This window comes from Nocardioides sediminis (assembly GCF_003047295.1).
Taxonomy (GTDB): domain Bacteria; phylum Actinomycetota; class Actinomycetes; order Propionibacteriales; family Nocardioidaceae; genus Nocardioides; species Nocardioides sediminis.
The window spans coordinates 232,807-259,217 of sequence record NZ_PZYZ01000002.1 but is presented as its reverse complement, the minus strand read 5'-3'; the positions used below and the strand labels follow the sequence as shown (position 1 = coordinate 259,217).

At 72.7% G+C, this 26,411-nt stretch carries 26 protein-coding genes; 7 read left to right on the top strand and 19 right to left on the bottom strand.

What is annotated here, in order from left to right; all coding sequences use genetic code 11:
- Positions 1 to 18 precede the first annotated feature (18 nt).
- Both DAI17_RS06065 and DAI17_RS06060 read right to left on the bottom strand, forming a co-directional pair.
- Positions 19 to 795 (bottom strand): ATP-binding cassette domain-containing protein, encoded by a 777-nt coding sequence (locus DAI17_RS06065; protein ID WP_107772012.1) that lies wholly within the window; start codon positions 793 to 795, stop codon positions 19 to 21.
- Positions 796 to 894: 99 nt separating this feature from the next.
- Positions 895 to 1,989 (bottom strand): sugar ABC transporter substrate-binding protein, encoded by a 1,095-nt coding sequence (locus DAI17_RS06060; RefSeq protein WP_107772011.1) that lies wholly within the window; start codon positions 1,987 to 1,989, stop codon positions 895 to 897.
- A 204-nt stretch (positions 1,990 to 2,193) separates the two neighbouring features.
- On the opposite strand from DAI17_RS06060, the gene DAI17_RS06055 reads away from it, so the two are divergent.
- A complete protein-coding gene (locus DAI17_RS06055; protein WP_107772010.1) occupies positions 2,194 to 2,457 on the top strand; it encodes a GlsB/YeaQ/YmgE family stress response membrane protein in 264 nt (87 codons plus the stop codon).
- Here DAI17_RS06055 and DAI17_RS06050 read toward each other — a convergent pair.
- The 13 genes from DAI17_RS06050 to DAI17_RS05990 form a co-directional block, all read right to left on the bottom strand.
- Entirely contained in the window at positions 2,411 to 3,805 is a 1,395-nt protein-coding gene (locus tag DAI17_RS06050; RefSeq protein WP_107772009.1) for a guanine deaminase, read from the bottom strand. The genes DAI17_RS06055 and DAI17_RS06050 overlap by 47 nt on opposite strands.
- Positions 3,802 to 4,617 carry a xanthine dehydrogenase accessory protein XdhC gene (gene xdhC, locus DAI17_RS06045; RefSeq protein ID WP_107772008.1) on the bottom strand — a complete coding sequence of 272 codons (816 nt, stop codon included), beginning with the start codon at positions 4,615 to 4,617 and terminating at the stop codon, positions 3,802 to 3,804. The genes DAI17_RS06050 and xdhC overlap by 4 nt, the downstream gene beginning before the upstream one ends.
- A gap of 1 nt (position 4,618) precedes the next feature.
- Positions 4,619 to 6,964, bottom strand: a complete 2,346-nt coding sequence (locus DAI17_RS06040; protein WP_107772517.1) for a xanthine dehydrogenase molybdopterin binding subunit — start codon at positions 6,962 to 6,964, stop codon at positions 4,619 to 4,621.
- Positions 6,961 to 8,352, bottom strand: coding sequence for a xanthine dehydrogenase small subunit (locus tag DAI17_RS06035; protein WP_107772007.1), 1,392 nt, complete (start codon positions 8,350 to 8,352; stop codon positions 6,961 to 6,963). Before DAI17_RS06035 ends, DAI17_RS06040 begins: the two co-directional genes overlap by 4 nt.
- Positions 8,353 to 8,478: 126 nt before the next feature.
- The gene (locus DAI17_RS06030) at positions 8,479 to 9,300 is read right to left on the bottom strand and encodes a bifunctional allantoicase/(S)-ureidoglycine aminohydrolase (RefSeq protein ID WP_107772006.1); all 822 of its coding nucleotides are present in this window, start codon (positions 9,298 to 9,300) and stop codon (positions 8,479 to 8,481) included.
- A complete protein-coding gene (allB, locus tag DAI17_RS06025) occupies positions 9,297 to 10,640 on the bottom strand; it encodes an allantoinase AllB (protein WP_107772005.1) in 1,344 nt (447 codons plus the stop codon). Before allB ends, DAI17_RS06030 begins: the two co-directional genes overlap by 4 nt.
- Positions 10,630 to 10,953, bottom strand: coding sequence for a hydroxyisourate hydrolase (gene uraH / locus DAI17_RS06020; protein WP_107772004.1), 324 nt, complete (start codon positions 10,951 to 10,953; stop codon positions 10,630 to 10,632). Before uraH ends, allB begins: the two co-directional genes overlap by 11 nt.
- Positions 10,953 to 11,462, bottom strand: a complete 510-nt coding sequence (gene uraD / locus DAI17_RS06015) for a 2-oxo-4-hydroxy-4-carboxy-5-ureidoimidazoline decarboxylase (protein ID WP_107772003.1) — start codon at positions 11,460 to 11,462, stop codon at positions 10,953 to 10,955. Before uraD ends, uraH begins: the two co-directional genes overlap by 1 nt.
- A complete protein-coding gene (gene pucL / locus DAI17_RS06010) occupies positions 11,459 to 12,331 on the bottom strand; it encodes a factor-independent urate hydroxylase (RefSeq protein WP_107772002.1) in 873 nt (290 codons plus the stop codon). The genes uraD and pucL overlap by 4 nt, the downstream gene beginning before the upstream one ends.
- Before the next feature lie 4 nt (positions 12,332 to 12,335).
- The gene (locus DAI17_RS06005) at positions 12,336 to 13,604 is read right to left on the bottom strand and encodes a DUF6986 family protein (RefSeq protein ID WP_107772001.1); all 1,269 of its coding nucleotides are present in this window, start codon (positions 13,602 to 13,604) and stop codon (positions 12,336 to 12,338) included.
- 40 nt (positions 13,605 to 13,644) lie between these two features.
- Complete coding sequence (locus DAI17_RS06000) at positions 13,645 to 14,025, bottom strand: VOC family protein (RefSeq protein WP_107772000.1); 381 nt, start codon at positions 14,023 to 14,025, stop codon at positions 13,645 to 13,647.
- Entirely contained in the window at positions 14,025 to 14,339 is a 315-nt protein-coding gene (locus DAI17_RS05995; RefSeq protein WP_107771999.1) for a hypothetical protein, read from the bottom strand. The genes DAI17_RS06000 and DAI17_RS05995 overlap by 1 nt, the downstream gene beginning before the upstream one ends.
- Positions 14,340 to 14,349: 10 nt before the next feature.
- Entirely contained in the window at positions 14,350 to 16,065 is a 1,716-nt protein-coding gene (locus DAI17_RS05990) for a sodium:solute symporter family protein (RefSeq protein WP_107771998.1), read from the bottom strand.
- Positions 16,066 to 16,267: 202 nt separating this feature from the next.
- Here DAI17_RS05990 and DAI17_RS05985 point away from each other — a divergent pair, with 202 nt between their 5' ends.
- On the top strand, positions 16,268 to 16,915 hold the full coding sequence (locus DAI17_RS05985) for a fasciclin domain-containing protein (RefSeq protein ID WP_107771997.1): 648 nt from the start codon (positions 16,268 to 16,270) through the stop codon (positions 16,913 to 16,915).
- An 80-nt stretch (positions 16,916 to 16,995) separates the two neighbouring features.
- On the opposite strand, the gene guaA is transcribed toward DAI17_RS05985, so the two are convergent.
- The 3 genes from guaA to DAI17_RS05970 form a co-directional block, all read right to left on the bottom strand.
- Complete coding sequence (guaA, locus tag DAI17_RS05980) at positions 16,996 to 18,573, bottom strand: glutamine-hydrolyzing GMP synthase (protein WP_107771996.1); 1,578 nt, start codon at positions 18,571 to 18,573, stop codon at positions 16,996 to 16,998.
- 263 nt (positions 18,574 to 18,836) lie between these two features.
- Positions 18,837 to 20,543, bottom strand: a complete 1,707-nt coding sequence (locus tag DAI17_RS05975) for a GMC oxidoreductase (protein WP_107771995.1) — start codon at positions 20,541 to 20,543, stop codon at positions 18,837 to 18,839.
- Positions 20,543 to 22,159 (bottom strand): succinic semialdehyde dehydrogenase, encoded by a 1,617-nt coding sequence (locus tag DAI17_RS05970; RefSeq protein ID WP_107771994.1) that lies wholly within the window; start codon positions 22,157 to 22,159, stop codon positions 20,543 to 20,545. The genes DAI17_RS05975 and DAI17_RS05970 overlap by 1 nt, the downstream gene beginning before the upstream one ends.
- Positions 22,160 to 22,318: 159 nt before the next feature.
- On the opposite strand from DAI17_RS05970, the gene DAI17_RS05965 reads away from it, so the two are divergent.
- The gene (locus DAI17_RS05965) at positions 22,319 to 22,690 is read left to right on the top strand and encodes a helix-turn-helix domain-containing protein (RefSeq protein WP_107771993.1); all 372 of its coding nucleotides are present in this window, start codon (positions 22,319 to 22,321) and stop codon (positions 22,688 to 22,690) included.
- On the top strand, positions 22,690 to 23,049 hold the full coding sequence (locus DAI17_RS05960) for a hypothetical protein (RefSeq protein ID WP_107771992.1): 360 nt from the start codon (positions 22,690 to 22,692) through the stop codon (positions 23,047 to 23,049). Before DAI17_RS05965 ends, DAI17_RS05960 begins: the two co-directional genes overlap by 1 nt.
- A 13-nt stretch (positions 23,050 to 23,062) precedes the next feature.
- Here the strand turns inward: DAI17_RS05960 and DAI17_RS05955 are convergent, their stop codons facing one another.
- Positions 23,063 to 24,172: a GuaB3 family IMP dehydrogenase-related protein gene (locus tag DAI17_RS05955; protein ID WP_107771991.1), complete on the bottom strand. Its 1,110-nt coding sequence runs from the start codon at positions 24,170 to 24,172 to the stop codon at positions 23,063 to 23,065.
- Positions 24,173 to 24,232: 60 nt separating this feature from the next.
- On the opposite strand from DAI17_RS05955, the gene DAI17_RS05950 reads away from it, so the two are divergent.
- The 3 genes from DAI17_RS05950 (at position 24,233) to DAI17_RS05940 (ending at position 26,409) form a co-directional block, all read left to right on the top strand.
- Positions 24,233 to 24,712, top strand: coding sequence for a GNAT family N-acetyltransferase (locus tag DAI17_RS05950; RefSeq protein WP_107771990.1), 480 nt, complete (start codon positions 24,233 to 24,235; stop codon positions 24,710 to 24,712).
- Positions 24,713 to 24,813: 101 nt separating this feature from the next.
- Positions 24,814 to 25,452 carry a fasciclin domain-containing protein gene (locus tag DAI17_RS05945; RefSeq protein ID WP_107771989.1) on the top strand — a complete coding sequence of 213 codons (639 nt, stop codon included), beginning with the start codon at positions 24,814 to 24,816 and terminating at the stop codon, positions 25,450 to 25,452.
- Positions 25,453 to 25,551: 99 nt separating this feature from the next.
- Positions 25,552 to 26,409 carry a DICT sensory domain-containing protein gene (locus DAI17_RS05940; protein WP_107771988.1) on the top strand — a complete coding sequence of 286 codons (858 nt, stop codon included), beginning with the start codon at positions 25,552 to 25,554 and terminating at the stop codon, positions 26,407 to 26,409.
- Positions 26,410 to 26,411 lie beyond the last annotated feature (2 nt).

The following is a 26,411-nucleotide window of genomic DNA, read 5'->3' as shown; positions in this document are numbered from 1 at the left end:
TGTGTTCTCCGGTCCTTCTCAGACGGTGGCCGTCGACGGGTTCTCGGCGATGCCGAGGTCCCCGGAGCGTCCGGCGGTGATGAGCTCCACGACCTGGCTGTGCGTGACGTCCTTGGCCGGCACGTCAGCGGCCACGCGGCCGAGGTAGAGGGCGGTGATCCGGTCGGCGACCTCGAAGACGTCGCCCATGTTGTGGGAGATGAGGACGACGCCGAGGCCGCGGTCGGCGAGCCGGCGGACCAGGTCGAGGACCTGCCGGGTCTGGGCGACACCGAGGGCCGCCGTGGGCTCGTCGAGGAGCACCACCTTGGAGTTCCACAGCACGGCCTTGGCGATCGCCACGGTCTGGCGCTGGCCGCCCGAGAGGCTGGCCACGCTCTGGCGCACCGACTTGACCGTGCGCACCGACAGGGACGCCAGGGTCTCGCGGGCCCGGGACTCCATGGTGATCTCGTCGAGGCCGAACCGGCTGGTCTCCTCGCGGCCGAGGAACATGTTCTCGACGATGTCGAGGTTGTCGCACAGCGCGAGGTCCTGGTAGACGACCTCGACGCCGAGGGCGGAGACGTCGCGGGGCCCGTGCACCTCGACCTTCTCGCCCTCGAAGTAGTAGTCGCCGCTGTCGCGGCCGTAGATGCCGGCGATGATCTTGACCAGCGTCGACTTGCCGGCCCCGTTGTCACCGACGAGGGCGGTCACCTGGCCGGGGTAGACGGCGAAGTCGACGTCGTGCAGGACGTGCACCACGCCGAAGCTCTTGTTGACTCCGCGCAGCTCGAGCAGCGGCTTGACCATGGATCCACTTCCGATCGGACGAGAATTGTTGTGCGAGTGATCGGTACGGCGCCCGGACCGGAGTGCGGCCCGGGCGCCGTACCGCTGTACATCTGACGATCAGGAGATGCCGGCCTCCGCGCACAGGTCGGCGAACTCGCCGGTGCACACGTCCTCGACGTTCGCGCCGCCGTCCTCGATCACGTCACCGACGTTGTCCTTGGTGATGGACTGCGGCTCCAGCAGGATCGAGGGGACGTCACGGCCGCCCTCGGTGTCCTCCGTCGTGCCGGTGGTCTCGGCCTCCTCGCCGTTGACGAGCGCGATGGCCGCCTCGGCGAGCGCGCCGGCCTCCTGCGTGGCGGACTTGTAGACCGTCATGCACTGGGTGCCGGCGAGGATGTTCTGCAGCCCCTCGGCCGTCGCGTCCTGGCCGGTGACCGGGACCTTGCCGGCCTGGCCGGCACCCTCGAGGATGCTGATGGCGGCGCCCGCGAGCCCGTCGTTGGCGGCCAGCACGCCGTCGACCTTGCCGTTCGCGGCGGTGTAGAGCTGCTGGAAGATCGTCGCCGCCTCCTCGTTGTCCCAGTCGGGGACGGCCTGCTCGCCGACGACCGTGTAGTTGTCCATCTCGTCCAGGACGCTGTGGGCGCCCTCGGAGAACAGGGTGGCGTTGTTGTCGGTGGGCGAGCCGTTGAGGTAGACGATGTTGGCCTTCTTGTCACCGAGGCAGTCCGCGAGGCCCTGGCCCTGCAGCTCGCCGACCACGGTGTTGTCGAAGGAGACGTAGTACTCCGCGGACCCGCCCAGCGTGAGGCGGTCGTAGTCGATCGTCGCCACGCCCTGCGAAGCCGCCTTCTCCTGGATCGCGGCGCCCGACTCGGAGTCGAGGCTGACGATGGCCAGGACGGTGGCGCCGTTGCCGATCATGGTGTCGGCGATCTGGGTCATCCGCTCTGCGTCGCCCTCCGCGTTCTGGATGTCGTACTCCACGCCGGCCTCCTCGAAGGCGGCCTCGAGTGCGGGCCGGTCCGCGCTCTCCCAGCGCACCGACGACTCGGTGTCGGGGAGGATGACGCCGATCCGGCCGGCCGACTCCCCTCCCCCGCCGCCGTTCTCCTCGGCGGAGCCGGAGTCGGAGTCGTCGCCGCACGCGGCGAGGGTCATGGTCAGGCCGAGAACAGGTACGAGGAACAGACTGTGCTTCCGCTTCACGCGAACCGCCTCCTAAGCGAATTCGATCGCGCGTCAGCCTGCCGTCGCCGCCAAGCTTCCGCATATATGTTGTTCGACACAACATATGCAGTGACGGCCGTCACGTCCATAGCCCGGATTGGGGTGTTGCGGGTTTGTTACCGAGCGGACCAGACCCCTCGCCGACGGGCGCCACGGCAGGCCGCGACGCACTAGTCTCCGGTCATGTTGATCCTTGCCATCATCGTCTTCGGCCTGCTGGTCGGCGGTCTCGCCCAGCTCGTGCTCGGCCGATCCATGCGCGACGTGAACTGGACCGTCGCGATCGTCACGGGCCTGCTCGGCTCGCTCGTCGGCGGACTGCTGGCGAGCCTCCTCGCCGGCGACGGCCTCGAGCTGCGCGCCAGCGGCCTCATCGGCTCCTTCGTGGGCGCGCTGATCCTCACCCTCGCGTGGAGCTGGTACGCCGGGCGGCGCGGCTCCGCCTGACCACCGGGCCGGCGCCGACCGGCCGCAGGAAGCCGCCGGAGGCGATCTGCTCGCCCGCCACCCACACGTCGGCCACGTCGGCGTCGCCGGCCAGGGCGAAGATCTTGCCCAGTGCCTCCTCGGGCGACCCGGCGTGGCGCAGGCCGATGTCCAGCGCGGTGCCGGCAGGCGGGCGCAGGCAGATCGCGTCCATCTCCTTGCCCACCGACAGGTCGCCGACGACGTCCGCGAGGCCCAGCGCCGCGGCCCCCGCCGACGTGCTCAGGTGGAGCAGGTGGCCGGGGGCCAGCGGGAGCCCGGCGTCGCCGAGCAGCCGCTGGACGAAGTAGGCCTGCAGCCCCTCCTTGAACAGCGAGAAGCCGGTCCCCGCCCCGACGTCGCACCCCAGGGCCACCCGCACCCCGGCATCCACGTGCCGGCGTAGCCGGAAGAGCCCGGAGCCGAGCGCCGAGTTGCTGCTCGGGCAGTGCGCCACCGATGTGCCGCGGGCCGCGAGCACGGCGAGCTCACCGTCCAGCGGGTGCACGTTGTGGGCCAGCACCGACCGCGGGCCCAGCAGCCCGTGCTGGTCGTAGGTGTCGACGTAGTCGGTGCGGTGCGGGAACTGGCCGTGCACCGTGGCCACCTCGGTGAGGTTCTCGTTGACGTGCGAGGTGAAGAAGGCCCCCTCCACGTCCGCCACCACGGCCGCGCACGCGGCCAGCACCGCGTCGGAGGCCGACAGCGAGAAGCGCGGCGTGACGGCGTACCGCGCCCGGCCGCGCCCGTGCCAGCGTGACGCCAGCGCCACCGCCTCGGCGTGCGCGCGCTCGGGCGTGGTCAGCAGCGGATCCGGCAGCATCCGGTCGCTCACCACCAGGCCGCTGGTCACGCGCAGCCCGAAGCGGGCCGCCTCCGTGAACAGCGCGTCGACGGCCGGGGCGAAGTGCGAGCCGAAGACCAGCGAGGTCGTGGTGCCGGCCGCCACCAGCCCGGCGACGAACTCGCCCGCGATGGTCGCGGCGTATGCCGGGTCGGCCAGGTGCTGCTCCTCGGGCAGGGCGCAGCGCTCGAGCCACTCCAGCAGCGGCATTCCGAGCGCTCCGATCACCCGCACCTGGGGGAAGTGCACGTGCGTGTCCACCAGGCCGGGCAGCAGGATCCCGGCTCGCAGGTCGATGACGGCGGCGTCCGGGTGCGCGGCCGCCACGGTCGCGAACGGGCCGCGGGCCGTGATCACGCCCTCGGACGAGACGGCCAGCCCCAGGTCGTCGTCGTACCGGAAGCCCGGGGCCGGCGTCCCGTCGGCGAAGGGATCCTGGGGGGTGTCGTAGGCGCGGGCGCGGTAGAGGACCGCGACCGACGTCATCCGTCGACCCGGTCGCGGTCGGCGACGAAGCGCCGTACGAGCGCCGTCGCCGCTCCGAGCGCGATCGAGGGCGGCGTCTTGTCGCCATCGGCGGGGTCACCGATGGGGCACTCGATGCGCGCCACCGTCGCCTCGTCGTGACCCTCCACGAGGAGCCCGGTGCGGAAGCGGGTCCACTTCGCCGCCGACCCGATGAGCCCGATGCTGCCGAGGTGCCCGCAGCGCAGCGCGGCGTCGCAGACCGCGAAGTCCTCGGCGTGGTCGTGGGTCATCACGAGCACGTGGGTGCCCGTCGGCACCGAGCCCAGGGCGAGCTCGGGCACCGGCGAGTGGTGGACCACGACGCGCGCCTCGGCGTCGTCCAGGCACGCGAGCCGCTCCGGAGAGAGCTGGTCGGCCCGCGAGTCGACGAGGTGCAGGTCCAGGTCGTGGCGGGCCAGGATCCTGGCCAGCTCGAGGCCGACGTGCCCCACGCCGAAGACGGCGACCGCCGGCACGACGGGCAGCGGCTCCAGCAGGAGGGTGACCTCCCCGCCGCAGCACTGGCGGCCGTGGTCGGTGCGGGCCTTGTCGGTGAGCCCCACCGTGAGCTGCTCCGGCGCGGACGCCGGGCTCCCGAGCAGGGCGCGGGCGCGGGTGACCGCGGTCTCCTCGAGGTTGCCGCCGCCGACGCTCCCCCACGTCGCGTCGGTCGCCACCACCATCTTGGCCCCGGCCCCGCGGGGCGCGTGCCCGCGCACCAGCGCGACCGTGACCAGCACGCCGGGACGGCGCTCGTCCCGGAGCAGCTCGACGGCCCTCACCCACTGCATCTCAGGCCTCGGCCGTGGTGTGGGCGGCCTGCTCGGACCGCGGGTGCAGCGGTGGCGCCGCCGGGTCGGGCCGGTCGGGGACGACGCCCGGGGTCCCGCGCACGACGTGGTCGGAACCGCCCCGGCGCGCGCGCTCGAGCGCCCAGAAGACCGCCTCGGGAGTGGCCGGCGAGGCGAGGTCGACGCTCGTGCCGGACGGTCCGAAGGCCGCGGCCGCCTGGCGCAGCGCCTCGCGGACGGAGAGCGCGAGCATCAGGGGCGGCTCGCCGACGGCCTTGGCGCCGTGGACGACGCCGTCCTCGTGGGCGTGCTCGAGGAAGGCGACGTGCAGCTCCCCCGGCAGCTCGCCGAGGCTGGGCAGCTTGTAGGTGCTGGCGGACTGCGTGGTCAGCCGGCCGCGGGCCGGTCCGTCGGACTCGTCCCAGCGCAGGTCCTCGAGCGTCAGCCAGCCCGCCCCCTGCACGAAGCCGCCCTCCACCTGGCCGAGGTCGACCAGCGGGGAGAGGCTGTCCCCGACGTCGTGCACGATGTCAACCCGGCGGGTGCGGTGGGCGCCGGTGAAGCCGTCGACCTCGACCTCGCTGGCCGCCACCCCGTAGGCGAAGTACTTGAACGGGTGGCCGCGCATGACCGTGGAGTCCCAGTGGATGCCCTCGGTCCGGTAGAACCCGGCCGCCCAGAGCTGGACCCGGCTGAAGTAGGCCTCGCGGACCAGCTCGTCCCAGGGCAGGCCCCGGCCGGCGTCGACCGCCGAGAGCCGGGCCATCACCTGCTCGCAGGCGTCCTTGACCGCCGCGCCGTTGAGGTCGGCGCCCGAGCTGGCGGCGGTGGCCGAGGTGTTGGGCACCTTGTCGGTACGGGTGGGCGCGAGCCGGACCCGCTCGAGGGGTACGCCGAGCGCCGTCGCCGCGACCTGGAGCATCTTGGTGTGCAGTCCCTGGCCCATCTCGGTCCCGCCGTGGTTGACCAGCACCGAGCCGTCCTTGTAGACGTGCACGAGCGCGCCGGCCTGGTTGTAGGCGGTGAAGTTGAAGGAGATCCCGAACTTCACGGGGGTCAGGGCCAGGGCCCGCTTCACGTGCGGGTGCGCGGCGTTGAACGCGGCGATCTCCGCCTGGCGGGTGGCCACGTCGCCGGTCGCGAGCACCTGGTCCCACGCGGCGACGATGCGCGAGGCGTGCCGCACCGGCTGGCCGTAGGGCGTCGACTGCCCGTCGACGTAGAAGTTGCGGCGCCGCAGCTCCACGGGGTCGAGCCCGAGCAACGGCGCGCACCGGCCCAGCACGTCCTCCACCACCATCATCCCCTGCGGACCGCCGAAGCCGCGGAACGCGGTCTGCGAGGTCTTGTGGGTGCGGGCGACCCGGCCGTGCAGGAGCACGTGCGGGATCCAGTAGGCGTTGTCGACGTGGCACAGCGCCCGCGCGAGCACCGGCTCGCTCAGGTCCAGGCTCCAGCCGCCGTCGGAGGTCAGGGTCGCCTCGAGCGCCACGAGCCGGCCGTCGCCGTCGAAGCCGGCCCGCCACTGCGCGTGGAACCCGTGCCGCTTGCCGGTCATGGTCATGTCCTGGGCGCGGCTGAGCCGGAGCCGGACCGGTCGCCCGGTCAGCGTGGCCCCCAGGGCGGCCACGGCTGCGAAGCCGTGCGGCTGCATCTCCTTGCCGCCGAAGCCGCCGCCCATCCGCAGGCACTGCACGGTCACCTCGTGGTTGGCCAGGCCCAGGACGTGGGCCACGATCTCCTGCGTCTCCGACGGGTGCTGGGTGCTGCTCTGCACGAACACCTGGCCGCCCTCGTCCACGAGCGCCAGGGAGGCCTGAGTCTCGAGGTAGAAGTGCTCCTGCCCCGCCATCTCGGTGGTCCCGCTGAAGACGTGGGTCGCGCCCGCGAGGGCGGGGCCGGTGTCGCCGCGCCTGACGACGGGGCGGCCGCCCTGGAAGCTCTCCGCCTCGATCGCCTCGGCGAGCGTGACGATCGCGGGCAACGGCTCGTAGTCGACCTCGACGGCGGCGGCGCCGAGGCGCGCGGCCTCGAGGGACTCCGCCAGCACCCAGCACACCGCGTGCCCGACGAACATCACCTCGTCGGGGAAGAGCGGCTCGTCGTGCTTGACCCCCGCGTCGTTGACGCCGGGGACGTCGGCCGCGGTGAGCACCCGCACCACCCCGTCCACCGCGAGCGCCGGGGACGCGTCGAGGCGGGTCACCCGGGCGTGCGGGTGCGGCGAGCACACCGGGTGGGCGTGCAGGACGTCGCGGGTGCGGTGCACGAGGTCGTCGGTGTAGAGCGCGTGCCCGGTGACGTGGAGGGCTGCGCTCTCGTGGGGCAGGGCGGCGCCGACGCTCATCCGGCCACCCCCTCCGGCGAGGCGGTCTCGGCCCACAGCCGGCGCAGCGCGTTGCCGAGCATGGCCGATCGGTACGCCGCGCTGGCGCGCTGGTCGTCGATCGGCGTGCCCTCGCCGCGCATCACCTCCGCCGCGGCCTCGACGGTCCCGCTCGTCCACGGGCGCCCCTCGAGGACCGCCTCGGTCGCCAGCGCCCGGACCGGCGTCGCGGCCACGCCGCCGAGGCCGATCCTGGCGCGAACCACCGTGCCGTCGACCACGTCGAGCGCGATGCCGACAGCCACGCTGGAGATGTCGTCGTACCGACGCTTGGCGATCTTCTGGAACGCGGTGAGGCCGGCGAGCGGCCGCGGCACGCGGACCGCCCGGACCAGCTCCCCGGGCTCCATCACGGTCTGCCGGTAGCCGGTGAAGAACTCGGCGAGCGGCACCTCCCGGTCGCCGTCGAGGGAGGCGAGCACGACGCCGGCGTCCAGCGCGAGCAGGGCCGGCGGCAGGTCGCCGATGGGCGACGCGGTGGCGAGGTTGCCGCCGATGGTCGCGCCGTTGCGGATCAGGGGCGACGCGAACTGCGGCCACACCTCGTCGAGCAGCGGCACCGCCCCGCCGAGCGCGGCCTCCACCTCAGTGAGCGTGAGCCCCGCGCCGATCGTGATCGGCTCGCCCGTGGAGACCTCCCGGAGCTCGGGGAGCCGGTCGACCGCCACGACGTACGCCGGACGGCGACCGCGGAGGTTGGCCTCGACGCCGAGGTCGGTCGCCCCGGCCACCACGGTCGCGTCCGGGTGCTGGCGCAGCAGGTCGAGCGCCTCGGCCAGGTCCGCGGGACGGGCGAAGGCGTCGGCGCGGGTGGTCGCCGGCGGCGGTGCCGGCCGGTCCTGCCGCCTCGCGAGGGCGTCGTCGGCCGAGGGGGCGGCCAGCGCCTCGGCGGCGTCGCGGATCGGCCGGTAGCCCGTGCAGCGGCACAGGTTGCCGCTCACCGCGTGGACGTCGAGGCCGTCACCCCGGCCCGGGCGGTAGTAGTCGGCGGCCATCGAGCAGACGAAGCCGGGGGTGCAGTAGCCGCACTGGGACCCGCCGCGGACGGCGAGCTCCTCCTGGACCGGGTGCAGGTGCTCGGGGCTGCCCAGCCCCTCGGCGGTGACGACCTCCTGGCCGTCGAGCGCGACCGCGGGGACGAGGCACGCGTTGACCGCCGTCCACCGGCTGCCGGCGTCGGGCGCGGGGCGCAGGACGAGCACCGCGCACGCACCGCACTCCCCCTCGGCACAGCCCTCCTTGGCGCCGGTCAGCCCGAGGCCCCGCACGAAGTCGAGGGCGTTGGTGTGGGCGGGCACGCCGGTGAGCGGGCGTGGACGCCCGTTGACGGTGACCTGTGGATCGGGCACGCAACCTCCCCTGGGATGCATGGTTCAGGGAGTCGCGGGCCGCCGGTTGTCCATGCCGAACGACGACCTGCCGACGTCCATGCTACGTGACCGCGGTCACGTCCGGGGGATGTCCCGGGTGCGATGTCACCGGGGCGGGTGCAGCCGCGGGTGCCGGTTGACGTCCTTGTAGAGCAGGTAGCGGAACCTGCCGGGCCCGCCGGCGTAGCAGGCCTGCGGGCAGAAGGCGCGCAGCCACATGAAGTCGCCGGCCTGGACCTCGACCCAGTCGTTGTTGAGGAGGTAGACCGCCTTGCCCTCCAGGACGTAGAGCCCGTGCTCCATCACGTGCGTCTCCGGGAACGGGATGGCGCCGCCGGGCTCGAAGCCGACGATGTTGACGTGCATGTCGTGGCGGACGTCGTCGGGGTCCACGAACCGCTGAGTCCCCCAGGCGCCCCGGGTGTCGGGCATCGGCTGGACGGCGACGTCCTGCTCGTGGGTCACGAAGGACGAGGGCGGCTCGATGCCGTCGACGCGCTCGTAGGCCTTGCGGATCCAGTGGAACGTGGCGGTGCCCCCCGCGTCGTTGCGCAGCGTCCAGCGGGCGCCCGGCGCGAGGTAGGCGTAGCCGCCCGCGGGCACCCGGTGCGCGATGCCGTCCACGCTGAGCACGACCGTCCCGTCGACGACCATGAGCACGGACTCCGCGTCGGCGTCGTCGTCGGGCCGCTCGCTGCCGCCGCCGGGCGCCACCTCGACGACGTACCAGGAGAAGGTCTCGGCGAAGCCGGACAGCGGGCGGGCCAGCACCCACAGCCGCGTGTCGTCCCAGAACGGCAGCCGGCTGGTGACGATGTCGCGCATCGTGCCGCGCGGCAGCACCGCGTAGGCCTCGGTGAACACCGCGCGGTCGGTGGTCAGCGCGGTCTGCGGCGGCAGGCCGCCACGCGGGACCCAGTAGGTCATCGGGCCACCTCTGTCACGTCGGTCCTCCTCAGCAGCCGCCCGCGCGGCGCGGCGGACAGGTCGATCGGGGTGCCGCGCAGCCAGGTCCGGCGCACGGTGCCGGTGAGCGTACGCCCGGCGTAGGCCGTCACGGGGTTCTTGTGGTGCAGCCGGGCCACGTCGACGACGAACGGCTCGTCGGGCGCGAAGACGCACAGGTCGGCGTCGACGCCGACGGCGATCTCCCCCTTGCCGGTGAGGCCCACGCGGGCGGCCGGTGCGGCCGACATCCAGCCGACCACGTCGGCCAGCGGGACGCCGCGCTCACGCGCGGTCGTCCACACCGCCGGCAGACCGACCTGGAGCGACGCGATGCCGCCCCAGTCGTCGGCGAAGTCCCCGCTGGCCTTGAGGTCGGGGGTGCTGGGCGAGTGGTCGGTGACCACGAGGTCGATGTCGCCCGACTCGAGCCCCTCCCACAGCGCCTCCCGGTTGCCGGCGTCGCGGATCGGCGGGCAGCACTTGAGCTCGGTGGCGCCGTCGGGGACCGCGTCGGCCTCGAAGTGCAGGTAGTGGGGGCAGGTCTCCACCGAGACGTCGACGCCGGCGCGGCGCGCCTCCCGCAACGCCGGGAGGGCGCCCGCCGCGCTGAGGTGGACGACGTGGGCCCGCCCACCGGCGCTCCACGCCGTCCGGAGCACCAGGTCGATCGCCCGCTCCTCGGCCGCGTCCGGGCGGCTCGCCAGGAAGCCGGCGTAGGACCGTCCGTGCTCGCAGGGCGCGATCACGTCGGCGTCCTCGGCGTGCACGAGCAGCAGCGACCCGAGCCTCGCCGTCTCGGCCATCGCGGCCGCGAGCTGGTCTGCGTCCAGGTGCGGGAACTCCGCGACCCCCGAGTCGAGCAGGAAGCACTTGAAGCCGAACACCCCGGCCGCGTGCAGCGGCTCGAGGTCGGGCACGTTGCCGGGGACCGCCCCGCCCCAGAAGCCGACGTCGACGAACACCTGCCCCTGCGCCACGGCCCGCTTGGCCTCGAGCCCCGCGAGCGTGGTGGTCGGCGGGATGCTGTTGAGCGGCATGTCCACGATCGTGGTCACCCCGCCGGCGGCCGCCGCGCGCGTGGCGCTGGCGAAGCCCTCCCACTCGGTGCGGCCGGGCTCGTTGACGTGCACGTGGGTGTCCACGAGGCCGGGCAGGAGCACCTCGTCGTCGGCGAGCTCCACGACCTCGGCCGCCTCGAGCTCGTCGTACGCCGCGACCGCGACGATGCGCCCGTCGCGGATGCCGACCGCGGCCGGCTGCTCGAGGCCACCGACGACTGCCCGGAGGGCGCGGACGACGGTGTCCGGCTCAGCTGCCACGGTAGGTCGAGTAGCCGAAGGGGCTGAGCAGGAGCGGCACGTGGAAGTGGTCGTCGCCGGTGAGGTCGAAGGCGACGACCACCTCGGGGTAGAAGGCCTCCACGTCGTGCGCCGCGAACCACGCGGCGGTGTCGAACCGCAGGCGGTAGGTGCCGGCGCCGAGGTCCCCGGGCGCGAGATCGCCGACGCGGCCGTCGGCGTCCGTCGCCGCCTCGGCCAGCGTCGCCCCGCCGGCGGACTCGAGGGTGACGCGCAGGGCCACGGCAGGACGGCCGCGGCTGGTGTCGAGGACGTGGGTGCTGAGGGTGGCCATCAGGACAATGCCTCTCTCATGCGCAGGACCGCGATCTGGGTCAGCTGGTCGATCGTCGCGGCGCGCTCGAGCTCGTCGGTGTTGTCGAGCCGGCGCCGCAGGTGCTCGAGGATGTCGCTCCCGCTGCGCCCGGCAGCGCGCACGATGAAGACGCGCCCGAAGCGCTCCTCGTAGGCGCGGTTGCCCTCCATGAGCGCGCGCGAGAGATCGGCGTCGGTGGCGTCCACGCCGGACTGCTCGCGGGTGGAGTGCTCGGCGTCGTGCTTGGCCGCGTCGGCACGCTCACCGATCCGCGGGTGCCGGGCCAGGGCCTGCTCGAGCTCGCGGTCGGAGATCGTGGCCGAGGCGGACACCATCGTGGCCTCGAGCTCACCGACGTCGTCGAAGGGGCGTGTGACGGCGAGGAAGTCGGCCCAGCGCGGCACGTCCAGCCAGGTCCGGGCCAGGCGGTAGGCCTCGTCACGCTCCATCGCGTTGAACGCCGGCAGGCCGGGCCTGGTCACGCTCATCGGTCCTCCTCCCGGAGCACGGTCGCCTCGATCAGCCCGTAGGGCCGGTCCGCGGCGATGAAGACCTCGCCGCGGTTGTCCAGCCCGAACGGCTCGAGGTCGACGAGGAAGTGGTGCTTGTTGGGGGCGACGAACGAGATCTCCGCGATCTCGGGGTGCGCCTCCAGCACCGCACGGCCCATCGCGTAGAGCGTCTCCTGGAGCGCCCGGCTGTAGGTCGTCGCGAAGGTCGCGAGCAGCAGCGCCCGCACCGCGTCGTACGTCGCGTTCCAGTCGACCTCGGCCCCGTCGGCCCGCACCTCGTCGGCATAGCGCCAGGTCGCGGTGAGCGACGTGGCCAGGATGCGGTCGTCGGCCTCCGGCAGCGTGGTGTAGTCGTCGACGAGGAAGCCCGCGAACTCCGAGCCGGTGGACTTCAGCACGACCAGGTCGGTGAGCCCCGACACGACCCGCGCCCGCTCGGCGGTCAGGTCGACCTCGGTGGTGCGGACCTCGCCCCCGCGGCGCACGAACGCGTGGTCGTGGCCCGCTCCGTCGACGGGGATCCGGTCCCACGCGTGCTCGTCGACGCGGATCGTGGCGCCGGTGGCGACGGGCGTCGCGTCCAGGAGCCGACGCGCCAGGGCCAGCGCGTAGTCCTCCGGCGAGCTGACGCCGTGCTGCTTGGCGTAGGCGAACGCGGTGTTCTTCTGGGTGTCGGTGGGCAGCACCTGCGACTGGTCGCCGTCGACGTGCGCCGCCGCGAAGTCGCCGCGGAGCGCGGTGGAGACCGTCAGGTCGCGGATCTCGTGGCGCGGGGTGTCGCGCACGATGCGGACGACCCGGCACTCGGCCTTGCCGTAGCGGTTGGGTCCCAGGACGATGCCCATGGGCTCAGCCCTCCTTCGTGGTCGGGGTGCGGTGGGCGAGCGAGGCGAGCGTCCCGGTGTCGAGGCCGCAGGCGTCGCCGACCTCGGTGCTCGAGAGGGCGCCGCAGTCGAGCCCGCGGAGCAGGTAGTCGGCCAGGGCGCGGGCGGTGGCCGGCTCGTCGAGGACGCCGGACTCCCGCCGGGCGACGTAGCTGCGCAGCCGGCCGGCGGCGGCGTCGAGCCCACCGCGGTAGAACGCGAAGGTGGCGGCGTAGCGGGTGGGCAGCTGGGCGGGGTGGAGGTCCCAGCCCTGGTAGTAGCCCCGCTCGAGCGAGCGGCGCACCAGGCGCAGGTGGTTGCGCCACGCGGCCCCCACCTGCTCCGGGGTGCCGACGGGCAGGACGTTGGTCGACCCGTCGGAGAGGCGTACGCCGGTGCCGGCCGCGGCCGCCTGCATGACCGCCTTGGCGTGGTCGGCGACCGGGTGCTCGAGGCTCTGGTGGGCGGCCGCGACGCCGAGGGAGGCGGAGTAGTCGTAGGTGCCGTAGTGCAGGCCGGTGCAGCGGCCGTCGGCGGCGTGGACCATCCGGGCGACGAGCGCGGTGCCGTCGGGACCCAGCACCGACTGGGACGTCTCGACCTGGATCTCGAACCGCAGCGACTGCGGCGCCAGGCCCAGCCCGTCCTCCAGCCGTCGCGACGCGTGCACCAGCGCCTCCACCTGGTCGACGGAGGTGACCTTGGGCAGGGTGACCACGAAGCCGTCGGGGAGCTGCCCCCGGTGGGCCAGGTTGGCGAGGAACAGCCCGAGGGTGCGCAGGCCGCGCCGCCGGCTGGGCGCCTCGAAGCTCTTGAACCGGATGCCGTGGCCCGCCGGGGCCGTCCCGTGACCGATCGCCTCCCGCAGCGCGATCGCGCTGGTCCGGACGGCGTCGTCCTCCTCCTCGTCGGGGCGGGTGCCGTAGCCGTCCTCGAAGTCGATGCGCAGGTCCTCGACGGGCTCGCGGGCGAGCTTGTCGCGGACCCGGTCCACGAGGGCCCCGTCGCCGTCGAGCACCTCGAGGAACAGGTCGGCGTGCTCGTCGACCACGCGCAGCGCCTCCGCGCCGTACGCCGGGACGAGGCCTGCGTGGAACCGGTCGGCCGGGACGTAGACCGTGTGCACGGGCTGGCGGCCCGGACGGGCACCCGGGTAGAGCCGGGCCAGGGCAGCGTCCGCCGCCTCGAGCCGCTCGTCGAGCTCGTCGGCGAGCCGGTCGAGGTCGACCCCGGTGTCCGGCCGTCCGCCACTCATGCCCGCACCCTAGTGCGGGCGACCGACGGTCGCTGCGACTTCAGTCCCCCACCACCAGCTCGACCTCGAACCCCTCGGAGTTCTCCAGGTAGAGCGCCGTGTGGTCGTCCCCGCCGGCGTGCGGGTAGCGGTCGGCGAACATCTCGTGCCAACCGTGGGCGCTGGACTCGGCGCGTACCCGGTCGAGCAGCGCGCGGTCCTCGACGGTCAGGGCGAGGTGGTTGACCCCGGGCCGCATCCGGTCGTACGGCGCGTCGACCTGGTCCGGCGAGCGCTCGAGGAACACGTAGGTCCCGTCGTCGGCCACCCACGACGTGCCGTCGGCGGCCCAGCCGAGCTCGCCGAGGAGCCACCCCCACTCGTCGGCCGCGACCTCCGGGTCGCTGACCCACAGGTCCCAGTGGTGGATCGCGCGCGCCATCAGGTGACCGGGGGGCGCTTGCGGCGCGGGCCGGGGCGGGTCGGGTCGTCGTCGGGCTCGTCGACGTCCTGCGGCACGACGATGGGCCGCAGCCGCGCCCAGCCGAAGAACACGACCGCGACCACGAGGAGCCCGATGCCGGTCCAGAGGTTGGCGTTCACCCCGCCGGTCTTGTCGGGCTCGTGCTCCCCGAGCAGGCCGGCGAGGACCAGGATCACGCCGTACAGGCCCATCAGGGCGCCGATGATGTTGCGGATGTCGAAGGCACCGGCCTTGCGGGAGCCGCTCGTGCCGTCGGACGTGGAGTCGGACATGGTGCCCCTCTCAGAAGGTGATGTTGAGGACGATGACCATCGCGAGCGCTATCCCCGCGAGCGGGAGGGTCCGCTGGTACCACGGCATGGACGCCTCGTTCGGGTCGACGAGGTCCTCGCGGGGCGTCTCGGAGTAGACGAGCCCCTTGAGCTCGGCGGCCGGCTTGGGCTCGGTGACCAAGGAGACCACCACGCTCAGGACGATGTCGACCACGAAGGCCGTCGACGCGGCCAGGAAGGCGACGCCCTGCCCGGGGAGCTCGATCAGCCCGGCCGCGGCCACCCGGTCCACCGCGACGGCGGAGAGCGTGCCGAACACGAGGCCCACCCAGCCGGCCGTCGGGGTCATCCGCTTCCAGAACATGCCGAGGATGAACGTGGCGAACAACGGCGCGTTGAAGAACCCGAACAACGTCTGGAGGTAGTCCATGACGTTGTCGTAGCCCATCGCGATCCGGGCGGTGAAGATCGCGATCACCGTCGCGGCGACCGTGGCGATCCGGCCGATCCGCAGGTAGTAGTCGTCGGAGTGGTCCTTGCGGATGTAGCGCTGCCACAGGTCGTAGGAGAAGACCGTGTTGAACGCCGAGATGTTGGCGGCCATGCCGGCCATGAACGCCGCCAGCAGGCCGGCGATCGCCAGCCCGAGCAGGCCGTTGGGCAGCACGTCGCGCATCAGCAGCAGCAGGGCGTCGTTGTACGCCACGCCCTCCCCCGAGGCCCCGCCCTCGGGGCTGCCGCCGTTCTTGAGCTCGATCATCTCGCTCACCAGGACGGCCGAGATCATGCCGGGGACGATCACGATGAAGGGGATGAACATCTTGGGGAAGGCGCCGATGATCGGCGTCTTGCGGGCGGCGGAGATGGAGTTGGACGCCATCGCCCGCTGCACCTCGACGAAGTTGGTCGTCCAGTAGCCGAAGGACAGCACGAACCCGAGCCCGAAGACGATGCCGATCACCGAGAAGAGCGGCGAGTCGAAGCCCGAGAGCGCTTGGCCCGGCCAGGACTCCAGCTGCTGGGCGGCGGGCGCCACGCCGGCGTCGGCCGGGGCCCCGTCGGCGGCCGCGGTGACCTTGTCGGTGAGGCCGTCCCAGCCGCCCACCCGGTGCAGGCCGATCAGGGTGAGCGGGAGCAGGGAGGCCACGATGACGAAGAACTGGAGCACCTCGTTGTAGATCGCCGCGCTCAGGCCGCCCAGGGTGATGTAGGACAGCACGATCGCGCCGGCCACCACGAGGGCGATCCAGATGGGCCAGCCGAGCAGGGCGTGCACGATGCCGGCCAGCAGCGCGAGGTTGACGCCGGCGATGAGCAGCTGCGCGACGGCGAAGCTGATCGCGTTGACCAGGTGGGCCCCGGTGCCGAACCGGCGGAACATGAACTCAGGGACCGAGCGGACCTTGGAGCCGTAGTAGAACGGCATCATCACGACGCCGAGGAACAGCATCGCCGGGACCGCGCCCACCCAGAAGTAGTGGACGGTCGGGAGCCCGAGCTCGGCCCCGTTGGCCGACATGCCCATGATCTCGACCGCGCCGAGGTTGGCGGAGATGAACGCGAGGCCGGTGACCCAGGCCGGCAACGAGCGGCCGGAGAGGAAGAAGTCGATCGAGTCCGAGACCGAGCGACGCGCCATGACACCGATGCCCAGGACGAAGGCGAAGTAGATGGCGACGAGCAGGTAGTCGAGCCAGGACGCGTCGATCAGCGTGTCGGATGTCAAGGATGCCTCCCGAGAGGATGTGGGCCGCCCGCCAACCTAGCCTGCACGGGGGGCGGCGCGACCACCCCTCCGGGGCAGGTGCATGAGGGCAAAGAAGTTTGAAGTTGGACCAATCCGGTCCATGGTCCGGCTCCGGACGCGGGGTGACAGCCAGCACACGTCCGCCCGTCCGGTGCGAGCGGCACCCCGGAAAGGAATCCCCATGAAGACCATGAAGACCCTCATCAGCAGCGCGGCGGTCGTGGCCCTGTCCGCTACCGCCCTGGCCGCCCCAGCCGCGGCCGACAGCCCGCGCGCGAAGGCGCTCGGCACCACCAGCATCGCCGAGGTGCTCGCCGCAGACGGCAGCAAGCTGGACAAGAACTGGAAGGACTTCGACATCCTCGAGGCGGCCGTGACCACGGTCCTGGCCGAGGACGGAGACTCCGCCGTCGCCGTGCTGGCGGACGGGAAGAAGAAGCTGACGGCGTTCGCCCCCACGGACAAGGCCTTCCGCATGCTGGTCAAGGACCTCAGCGGCAAGACGTACAAGTCCGAGGCGCGCGTCGCGACGTGGCTGGTCGACAACGTCGGCGCGGAGACGATCGAGACCGTGCTGCTCTACCACGTCGTCCCCGGGGCGCCCATCACCGCCGCCCAGGCGGTCGAGGCCGACGGCGCCGAGCTGACCACGGCGCAGGGCGGCACGATCGAGGTGAAGGTCAAGGGCAACGGCAAGCGCGCCCAGGTCGTGCTCGTCGACCAGGACCACGACGACTGGAACCCCGCGGTGAAGACCCCGGACGTCAACGAGGGCAACCGGCAGATCGCGCACGGCATCAACCGTGTGCTGCGTCCGGTCGACCTCTGACCTGACGGCCTCTCACGCAGCGGACCCCCGACGCCATCGGCGTCGGGGGTCCGTCGTGCTGTGGCCCGGTCCACCGGGGCTCACTCCCACTCGATGGTGCCCGGCGGCTTGGAGGTGATGTCGATGGTGACCCGGTTGATCTCGGCCACCTCGTTGGTGATCCGGGTGGAGATGCGCTCCATGACGTCGTAGGGCAGGCGCGCCCAGTCGGCGGTCATCGCGTCCTCGGACGTGACCGGGCGCAGCACCACGGGGTGGCCGTAGGTGCGGCCGTCGCCCTGCACGCCCACCGACCGCACCTCGGCGAGGAGGACGACGGGCATCTGCCAGATGTCGCGGTCGAGGCCGGCGCGGGTGAGCTCCTCGCGCGCGATCGCGTCGGCCTCGCGGAGCAGGTCGAGCCGGGCCCTGGTCACCTCGCCGATGATCCGGATGCCCAGGCCCGGGCCGGGGAAGGGCTGGCGCCAGACCATCGTGGACGGCAGGCCGAGCTGCTCGCCCACGGCGCGGACCTCGTCCTTGAACAGCGTGCGCAGCGGCTCGATCAGCTCGAACTGGAGGTCCTCGGGCAGTCCGCCGACGTTGTGGTGCGACTTGATGGTCGACGCCCCCGCGCCGCCGCCGGACTCCACGACGTCGGGGTAGAGCGTGCCCTGCACGAGGTACGCCGTGTCGCCGCGCTCCTCCTCCGAGAGCGACCCGAACACGCGCACCTCGGCCGCCTCGAAGGTGCGGATGAACTCACGGCCGATGATCTTGCGCTTCTCCTCGGGGTCGTGGACCCCGGCCAGCGCGCCGAGGAACTGGTCGGCGGCGTCCACGACGTCGAGGGCGTCGAAGACCTCCTCGAAGTCGCGGCGCACCTGCTCGGTCTCGCCCTTGCGCATCATCCCGTGGTCGACGTAGACGCAGGTGAGCCGGTCGCCGATCGCCCGCTGCACGATCGCCGCCGCCACGGCGGAGTCGACGCCGCCGGAGAGGGCACAGATCGCGCGGCCCCGCTCGCCGACCTGCTCGCGGATCCGCTCGACCTGCTCCTCGACGATGTTGACCATCGTCCAGGTCTGGCGGCAGCCGGCGATCTCGTGGAGGAAGTGCTCGAGGACCTGCTGGCCGTGCTCGGAGTGCAGCACCTCCGGGTGCCACTGGACGCCCGCGAGGCCGCGCGCCGTGTCCTCGAACGCCGCCACCGGGGTGACCGTGGTGGAGGCCAGGACGGTGAACCCGTCGGGCGCCGCCTTGACCGAGTCGCCGTGCGACATCCACACGTTGTGGGTGACCGGCAGGCCGGCCAGCAGGGTGCCCTCCTCGGCGACCGTGACCGGCGTGCGGCCGTACTCCCGGGCGCCGGTGTGGGCGACCTCGCCGCCGACGCCCTTGGCCATCAGCTGGAAGCCGTAGCACATGCCGAAGACCGGTACGCCGGCCGTGAAGATGCCGTCGTCGATGCCCGGCGCGCCCTCGGCGTAGACCGACGACGGCCCACCGCTCAGGATGATCGCCTTGGGCTCGCGCGCCAGCATCTCCGCCACGGGCATCGAGTGGGGGACGATCTCGGAGTAGACCCGCGCCTCACGCACGCGTCGGGCGATGAGCTGGGCGTACTGGGCGCCGAAGTCGACGACGAGGACGAGGTCGTGGTCAGGGGTGGCGGTCACCCCCGAAGGGTACCGAGTTGCCCGCCTCGCGCCGCGGCCCGCTCCGGACGTGGATCAGGGCCCGGCCTGGGAGGGAGGTTGGCCGGGCCCTGACGGTCCACGCTGTGCGGGACAGCGTCCGGACGGCACGGACCCGGCCACTGGGAGGGAGCATGACTGCCGAGTCCGTCCCCCTGCCAACGAGGCCTGCCCGAGGGGGTTACGCCCCGTGACGGGAATCCGTCGGAAACTTCCGGGCGCCTGTCCGGAGGGCCCGACCGAGGTCAGCTGACGCCCACGATCGGCAGCCGCAGGGCCCCCGGGGCGGCCTCGGGGACGACCGGGTTCTTGGGGGCGACGGGCTGGATGCGGACGTACGCCGAGCCCAGCGCGGGCCGCTCGTCGGCCTCGCCCTTGTTGGGCCAGAAGGCCATCGCCCGCTCGGCCTGCGCGGTGATGGTCAGCGACGGGTTGACCCCCAGGTTGGCGGAGATCGCGGAGCCGTCGACCACGTGCAGCCCCTCGTGCCCGTACATCCGCTGGTAGGCGTCGACGACGCCGGTCTGCGGGGAGTCACCGATCGTGCAGCCGCCGATGAAGTGCGCCGTCAGCGGCATGCCGAGCGGCTCGCCGACGCTTCCGTAGGCGCTCCTGGCCTTCATGACCCGGGCCAGCCGGCGCACTGCCTCGTAGGCAGCAGGGATGTAGGTCGGGTTGGGGGCGCCGTGACCCTGCACCGACGACATGTAGCCGATCGGGCCACGCCGACGCCACACGGTCGTGATCGAGTTGTCCAAGGTCTGCATGACCAGGGCGACCACGGTCCTCCGCGACCAGGTGTTCAGGGAGTACAGCTCCTTGAGGCCGCGTCGCTGCTTCCACAGCTCCTTGCCCCAGGTCCTCCAGCGAGGCTCGCCCTCGACCTCGTCGACCAGGACGGTGGCCAGCAACGGCATGACGTTGCGACCGGGGCCGTACCTGACGGGCTCGATGTGCGTGTGGTCGTCGGGGTGGAAGGAGGAGGTGATGGCCACACCCTCGGACCAGGCGACGGAGTCGTCGGGGGCCGTGGCGAACAGGATCGCCTCGGAGTTGGTCCGGGTCAGCACGCCCAGCCGGTCCGAGACCCCCGGCAGGGACCCCTCCGCCTTGAGCCGGTGGAGCAGGCGCTGCGTGCCGATCGCCGCGGCCGAGAACACCACCTGGTCCGCGGTGAAGGTCTTCACGGCGGTGCGGCGCGAGGCCTTCGCCTTGGTCCAGCGTGCCGTGACCTCGTAGCCACCGTCGGGCAGGGGCCGGACGTCGGTGACGGTGGTGAGCGGATGGACCACGGCACCCGCGCTCTCCGCCAGGTGGAGGTAGTTCTTCACCAGCGTGTTCTTGGCGTTGTGGCGGCAACCGGTCATGCACGATCCGCAGTCGATGCACGTGTTCCGCTCCGGACCTGCGCCGCCGAAGAACGGGTCGGCGACCCTCTCCCCCGGCGTGCTCTCCAGGCCGCCGAAGAAGACGCCCACCGGTGTCGGGTGGAAGGTGTCGCCGACGCCCATCTCCTCGGCGACCTGCTTCATGGCCCTGTCTGCCGGCGTGGTCCGGGCGTACTCCGTCACGCCGAGCATGCGCTTGGCCTGGTCGTAGTAGGGCGCCAGCTCGGCCTTCCAGTCGGTGATGTGCGCCCACTGCGGGTCGCGGTAGAAGGGCTCGAGGGGCTCGTAGAGGGTGTTGGCGTAGACCAGCGAGCCTCCGCCCACGCCGGCGCCGGCCAGGATGAAGCAGTCGTTGAGCAGGTCGATGCGCTGGACGCCGTACATGCCGAGCTCGGGCCGGAAGAGAAACCTGCTGATCTGGCCGCCGTGCTCGGGCAGGTCGGCGTCCTCGAAGCGGGCGCCCGCCTCGAGCACGCCGACGGAGTACCCCTTCTCGGTCAGCCGCAGCGCCGTGACCGAGCCGCCGAAACCGGAGCCGATGACCAGGACGTCGTAGTGGGTCATCAGGCACGTCCGAGCTTCTTGAGGAGCCGCAGGCTGGCGGTCATCACCGCGGCATGCCGCTCCTCGGAGAGGCCGTACGCCGGCCCGAGCGAGAGGCCGCGCTGGGTGCCCACCGACTGGGTCTCGGTGTAGCGCAGGATGCCCTCGGCCCCCTGGCGACGTCCGAGCCCCGACTCCCGCATGCCGCCCATCGGGGCCGCCATCGAGCCGAACGCCGCGCCGTACGGCTCGTTGATGTTGACCGTGCCGCACCGGATCCCGCGGGCGAGCTCGCGGGCGCGGGCGCCGTCGCGGCTGTAGATCGAGGCGTTGAGGCCGTAGCTGCCCTCGTTGGCGCGGGCGACCGCGTCCGCCTCGTCGTGGAACCGGTAGAGCGAGATGACCGGCCCGAAGGTCTCCTGGCCGAAGCACTCCATGTCGGGCGAGACACCCTCCAGGATGGTGGGCTCGAAGTAGTACGGCGCGAGGTCCGGGCGGGCCCGTCCCCCGGCGAGCACCCGGGCACCCTTCGCCACGGCGTCGTCGACGTGCGCCTGGACGGTCTCGAGCTGACGCTGGTTGATGAGCGTCCCCATGTCGACCTCCCAGTCCAGGGAGGCGCCCAGGGTCAGCGCCTGGGTGCGGGCCACGAACCGCTCGACGAAGCGGTCGTAGACCTGGTCGGCGACGTACAGCCGCTCCATGGACACGCAGAGCTGACCGGAGTTGGGGAAGGCGCCCCGCACCGCGCCCTCGGTCGCCCGCTCGACCGCCGCGTCGTGCAGCACCAGCATCGGGTTCTTGCCGCCGAGCTCCAGCGAGCAGCCGATGAGCCGGTCGGCGCACTGCCGCGCGATCGTGCGGCCGGTGGTGGTGGAGCCGGTGAAGCAGATGTAGTCGGCGTGCTCGACGACCGGCCCCCCGATCTCGGGGCCGCCTCCGGTGACCACCTGCCACAGGTCGGCGGGGAAGCCGGCCTCGTCGAGCAGCCCGGCCGCGAGCAGGGCCGTGAGGACGGTCTGCTGGTCGGGCTTGGAGACGACCGCGTTGCCCGCCACCAGGGCCGGCAGGCCGTCGCAGAGCGCCATCGTGAAGGGGTAGTTCCACGGCGAGATGATGCCGACGACGCCCTTGGGCAGCCGGTTGACCTCGACCCGGGTGAGGCCCGGGAAGATGCCCGGCACCCGACGCGTCGCCAGGTGGTCCGGCCCGGTCCGGCCGTAGTAGCGCGCGGTGAGGGCGATGTGCGCGACCTCGAGGTAGGCGTCCTTGCGGGCCTTGCCCGACTCCAGGACGACGAGGTCCATGATCTCGGCCTGGCGGTCCAGCACGAGGTCGTGCAGGCGCAGCATCGTCGCTGCGCGCTCCTCGACCGGGGTCCGCGCCCACACGGCCTGCGCGCGCCGGGCCCGCTCGAACGCCTCCGCCACGTCGGCCGGGCTCGACTGCGGCACGTGGGCCAGCGGCTGGCCACCGAGGGGCGACGTGTGCGGCACCGTCCGACCGGTCGTGCTGACCAGGCGTCGGGTCAGGCCCGCGACGTACTCCGGCTCGAGGGCGTACGACGCCCGCGGGTCGTGCTCGGGGTCGTGCGGGCCGTCCACCAGCGGGTCGGAGGCAGGGGTGTGCTCGCTCATGGGCCGAGGGTAGGTCGCGGTTCCGGGTCTTGCTACCCGTTGGTCACATCGTCCCGGCATTTGACATGTGCCATCGGTTTGTCAAGCCGCAGGCATGGCTCGAAATTTTCTTGACCGAATGTTCTTGAACGACCAGTCATCAATCTCTAGAATGGACCCATGGGACGCAACCGCAGCTTCGACGAGGCCGACGTGATCTCGCGTGCGTCGGCCGCCTTCCTGCGCGCCGGCTACGAAGGGACCTCGGTGGAGGAGCTGGTGGAGGCCACCGGCCTGCACCGCGGAAGCCTCTACCAGGCCTTCGGCAGCAAGCGCGGCCTGTACGTCGCGTGCCTGCGCGGCGCGCTCGACACCCGGCCCGGCGACGAGACGACCACCGACCTGGTCCTGGTGTCCCTGCTCGAGCTCGCCCCGCGCGACGACGAGGTCCGTGGCCTGCTCCGCGACCACCTCGCACGCGAGGCGATCACCCCCGACCACCTCGGCGCCCGGCTGCTGGCCCGCGCCCTGATCTCCCCCCAGGAGGACTGATGCGCAACACCCTCACCATCGACCACGACACCCTGGTCGTCGAGCCCGTGGGCCTCGACAAGCTGTGGGGCCTGCACCGGCGGATCGAGGTGCCGCTGCACCAGGTCCGCGGCGCGACCTACGACCCGGGGGCGGTCCACGCGGGCAAGGGCCTGCGCGCTCCCGGTCTGGCGCTGCCCGGCGTCAAGTGGGTCGGCACGTTCCACAAGGACGGCGACAAGTGCTACTGGAACGTGCGCGCCGGCGGCCAGACGATCGTCGTCGAGCTCGGCGAGGGCGCGCCCTTCGCCCGCCTGTACCTGACGGTGGGCGACGCCCGCGCGGTGGTGGACCGCCTCAACGCCGCGGTGACCGCCTGAGCCCTCGGAGGGATCAGCCGTCGACGACGACCTCGACGCGCTGGAACTCCTTGAGGTCGGTGTAGCCCGTGGTGGCCATCGAGCGACGCAGCGCCCCGATCAGGTTCATCGTGCCGTCGGCGACCCGGGAGGGACCGAAGAGGATCTCCTCCATCGAGCCGACCGGGCCGAACTCCACGCGCTGGCCGCGCGGCAGGTCGGGGTGGTGCGCCTCGCCGCCCCAGTGGAAGCCGCGTCCGGGGGCGTCGGTGGCCCTGGCCAGCGGGGACCCGACCATGACCGCGTCGGCCCCGCAGGCGATGGCCTTCGCGACGTCGCCGGACCGGCCGATGGAGCCGTCGGCGATCACGTGGACGTAGCGGCCACCGGACTCGTCGAGGTAGTCGCGGCGCGCGGCCGCGACGTCGGCCACGGCCGAGGCCATCGGGACCGCGATGCCGAGCACGGTGCGCGTGGTGTGGGCGGCACCGCCGCCGAAGCCCACGAGCACGCCGGCCGCGCCGGTGCGCATGAGGTGCAGGGCCGCCTGGTGGGTGGCGCAGCCGCCGACGATGACCGGCACGTCGAGCTCGTAGATGAACTCCTTGAGGTTGAGCGGCTCGCTCTGCGAGGAGACGTGCTCGGCGCTCACCGTGGTGCCGCGGATGACGAACATGTCGACGCCGGCGTCGACCACGGCCTTGGCGAGCTCCTTGGTGCGCTGCGGGGAGAGGGAGCCGGCGACGGTGACGCCCGCCTCGCGGACCTCCTGCAGGCGCGCGGTGACCAGCTCGGCCTTGATCGGCTCGGTGTAGATCTCCTGCATGCGCCGGGTGGCGTCGCTGCCCTGCAGGCCGGCGACCTCCTCGAGCAGGTCGGAGGGGTCGTCGTACCTCGTCCACAGTCCCTCGAGGTTGAGCACGCCGAGGCCGCCCAGCCGACCGAACGCGATCGCCGTCGCGGGCGACATCACCGAGTCCATCGGGGCCGCCATGACGGGCAGGTCGAAGCGGTAGGCGTCGATCTGCCAGGCGGTGCTGATCTCCTCGGGGTCGCGCGTGCGCCGAGAGGGCACGATCGCGATGTCGTCGAAGGAGTAGGCGCGGCGGGCGCGCTTGGCTCGGCCGATCTCGATCTCAGTCACGCCCGCAGCCTATCGGCCGCGCCGCCCCCGCCTCCCCCGCCTCGTGGCACGATCGCCGCCATGCCCAGCGACCCCAGCAGCCGGCCCGACGACAAGCCCGGGAGCGAGCACACGAGCGCCGTCGGCGGCGCCGACGGCGAGCTCGACGAGCGCCTCTCCCGCGAGCTCGACGTCGTCAACGCCGCCGCGACCCCCGGCATCGCGGCCGCCGAGGAGCTCACCGTCCGGATCACCGACGAGGCCGGCGACCTCGTCGCCGGGATCAGCGGGTGGACCTGGGGAGTCGCGGCCGGGATCGCGATGACCTGGGTGCGCGCCGACGGCCGCGGGACGCGCCTCGGCGCGCGGCTGCTGACCGACTTCGAGGCCGAGGCGCTGCGCCGCGGGTGCACCCACGTCTTCGTCACCTCGTTCACCTTCCAGGCACCGGCGTTCTACGAGCGCCACGGGTACGTCGAGTTCGCCCGGTGGCAGGACGTGCCGCGGGCCGGCGAGGCCGACGTGCACCTGCGCAAGGACCTGCCCGGCCTGCGGGTCTGACCTCCACACGCATGGTCAAGAAATCTCCACGCTTTTCCACATGGACTTCCACAGGTTGTGGAGATATGGTCGGAGTCTCCACCCGACGAAAGGTTCCTCCGATGCTCAAGCGCCACCTCGCCGGCCCCCTGGCCGGAGCTCTCGTTGCCACCGCCCTCGCGACGGCCCCCCTCGCCCCCGCCCAGGCCCAGCAGGCAGGCACCGATAGCCTGGCCGCGCTGCTCGCTGCGGACGGCCAGAAGCTGGACAAGAACTGGAACGACTTCGACATCGTCGAGGCCGCCGTCCTGACCGTCGCCGGCGCCAAGTCCGACACCCCGCTGCTCGCCCTCACCGACGGCAAGAGGCGGCTCACCGCCTTCGTGCCCACGGACAAGGCCTTCCGCACGCTGGTCGAGGACCTCACCGGCACGGCCCCCAAGAGCGAGAAGGCGACCGTGGACGCCATCCTCGCGACGTACGACGTCGACACGATCGAGACCGTGCTGCTCTACCACGTCGTCGCCGGCAAGACGCTCACCTCCAAGAAGGTGGTCCCGGCCGCCAAGAAGGGCACCAAGCTCACCATGGCCTCCGGCGGGACGGTCAAGGTCAAGCTCAAGAAGGGCAAGGTCGTCCTCGTCGACAAGGACAAGGACGCCCGTGACGCCCGGGCCATCCCGAAGTTCCTCGACCTCAACAAGGGCAACCGCCAGGTCGCCCACGGCATCGACCGGGTCCTGCGCCCGATCGACCTCTGAGCCCCACCTGACCAGACGGCCGTGCCCGGGTCCCTCCCCCGGGCACGGCCCGTCGCACGAACAGGACCGCACGAACAGGACCGCACGAACAAGGACGAGATGACGGCCTCCCTCTCCATCGGCGAGCTCGCGGCGCGCACCGGCGTCGCTCCCTCCACCCTGCGCATCTGGGAGGAGCGCCACGGCTTCCCCGTGCCGTCCCGCCTCGGGTCGGGCCACCGCCGGTACGCCGAGGCGGACGCCGCCGTGGTCGCCGAGGTGGCCCGCCTGCGCGACTCCGGGATGCGGCTCGAGGCCGCGATCACCGCCGCTCGCCGCGAGGCCGAGCACCAGGCCCAGGTGGCCGGCGGTCCCCGCCCCCGCTCGGTCCACGCCGAGCTGCTCCGCCGCGACCCCTCGCTGCCGGTCCACCGGTTGCGCAAGCGCACCCTGGTCGCGCTGTCGCACGCCATCGAGGACGAGTTCTGCGCGCGGGCGCGTGACGCCCGCCTCTTCGGCCTCTTCCAGCGCCCCGAGCACTTCGCCCCGTCCCGGGCGCGCTGGCGCGAGCTCGCCCTGCTCGCGCGCTCGACCTACGTCTTCGCCGACTTCCCCGAGGACGTCCCGTCGGACGGCGGGGACGGCATCCACCTGGTGAGGCTGGAGGCGCGGTCCCCCCTCCTGCGCGAGTGGGCCGTGGTCTGCGACTCCACCGAGGCGCCGATCGTGCTGACGGCGTGGGAGGTCCCCGGACAGGTCGGGACCCCCCAGCCGCACCGGGTCTTCGAGACGACGTGGAGCATGGACCCCGGGCTGGTCCGGGACGCGGCCCGGGTGTGCGCCGGCGCCGCCGCGGGGACCCCCGACGGATCCCGCCTCGTCGCCGAGCTGGCCGCCGAGCCGCCCGGCGTGCCGGCCGACCCGGCGCTCGCGGCCGCGTTCTTCAACCGGGCCGTGGCCTACCTCGACCGGGGCTGAGC

Coding starts and splice junctions, on each gene's coding strand:
- DAI17_RS05945 (WP_107771989.1), top strand. CDS start 24,814: ATGCTCAAGCGCCACCTCGCCGGCCCCCTGGCCGGAGCTCTCGTTGCC.
- DAI17_RS05985 (WP_107771997.1), top strand. CDS start 16,268: ATGAAGACCATGAAGACCCTCATCAGCAGCGCGGCGGTCGTGGCCCTG.
- DAI17_RS06005 (WP_107772001.1), bottom strand. CDS start 13,604: ATGAGTGGCGGACGGCCGGACACCGGGGTCGACCTCGACCGGCTCGCC.
- DAI17_RS05975 (WP_107771995.1), bottom strand. CDS start 20,543: ATGACCCACTACGACGTCCTGGTCATCGGCTCCGGTTTCGGCGGCTCG.
- DAI17_RS05950 (WP_107771990.1), top strand. CDS start 24,233: ATGCCCAGCGACCCCAGCAGCCGGCCCGACGACAAGCCCGGGAGCGAG.
- xdhC (WP_107772008.1), bottom strand. CDS start 4,617: ATGCAGTGGGTGAGGGCCGTCGAGCTGCTCCGGGACGAGCGCCGTCCC.
- DAI17_RS06055 (WP_107772010.1), top strand. CDS start 2,194: ATGTTGATCCTTGCCATCATCGTCTTCGGCCTGCTGGTCGGCGGTCTC.
- DAI17_RS05940 (WP_107771988.1), top strand. CDS start 25,552: ATGACGGCCTCCCTCTCCATCGGCGAGCTCGCGGCGCGCACCGGCGTC.
- uraD (WP_107772003.1), bottom strand. CDS start 11,462: ATGAGCGTGACCAGGCCCGGCCTGCCGGCGTTCAACGCGATGGAGCGT.
- DAI17_RS06065 (WP_107772012.1), bottom strand. CDS start 795: ATGGTCAAGCCGCTGCTCGAGCTGCGCGGAGTCAACAAGAGCTTCGGC.
- DAI17_RS06050 (WP_107772009.1), bottom strand. CDS start 3,805: ATGACGTCGGTCGCGGTCCTCTACCGCGCCCGCGCCTACGACACCCCC.
- DAI17_RS06000 (WP_107772000.1), bottom strand. CDS start 14,025: ATGGCGCGCGCGATCCACCACTGGGACCTGTGGGTCAGCGACCCGGAG.
- uraH (WP_107772004.1), bottom strand. CDS start 10,953: ATGGCCACCCTCAGCACCCACGTCCTCGACACCAGCCGCGGCCGTCCT.
- DAI17_RS05960 (WP_107771992.1), top strand. CDS start 22,690: ATGCGCAACACCCTCACCATCGACCACGACACCCTGGTCGTCGAGCCC.
- pucL (WP_107772002.1), bottom strand. CDS start 12,331: ATGGGCATCGTCCTGGGACCCAACCGCTACGGCAAGGCCGAGTGCCGG.
- DAI17_RS06030 (WP_107772006.1), bottom strand. CDS start 9,300: ATGACCTACTGGGTCCCGCGTGGCGGCCTGCCGCCGCAGACCGCGCTG.
- DAI17_RS05965 (WP_107771993.1), top strand. CDS start 22,319: ATGGGACGCAACCGCAGCTTCGACGAGGCCGACGTGATCTCGCGTGCG.
- DAI17_RS05995 (WP_107771999.1), bottom strand. CDS start 14,339: ATGTCCGACTCCACGTCCGACGGCACGAGCGGCTCCCGCAAGGCCGGT.
- DAI17_RS06040 (WP_107772517.1), bottom strand. CDS start 6,964: ATGAGCGTCGGCGCCGCCCTGCCCCACGAGAGCGCAGCCCTCCACGTC.
- DAI17_RS05970 (WP_107771994.1), bottom strand. CDS start 22,159: ATGAGCGAGCACACCCCTGCCTCCGACCCGCTGGTGGACGGCCCGCAC.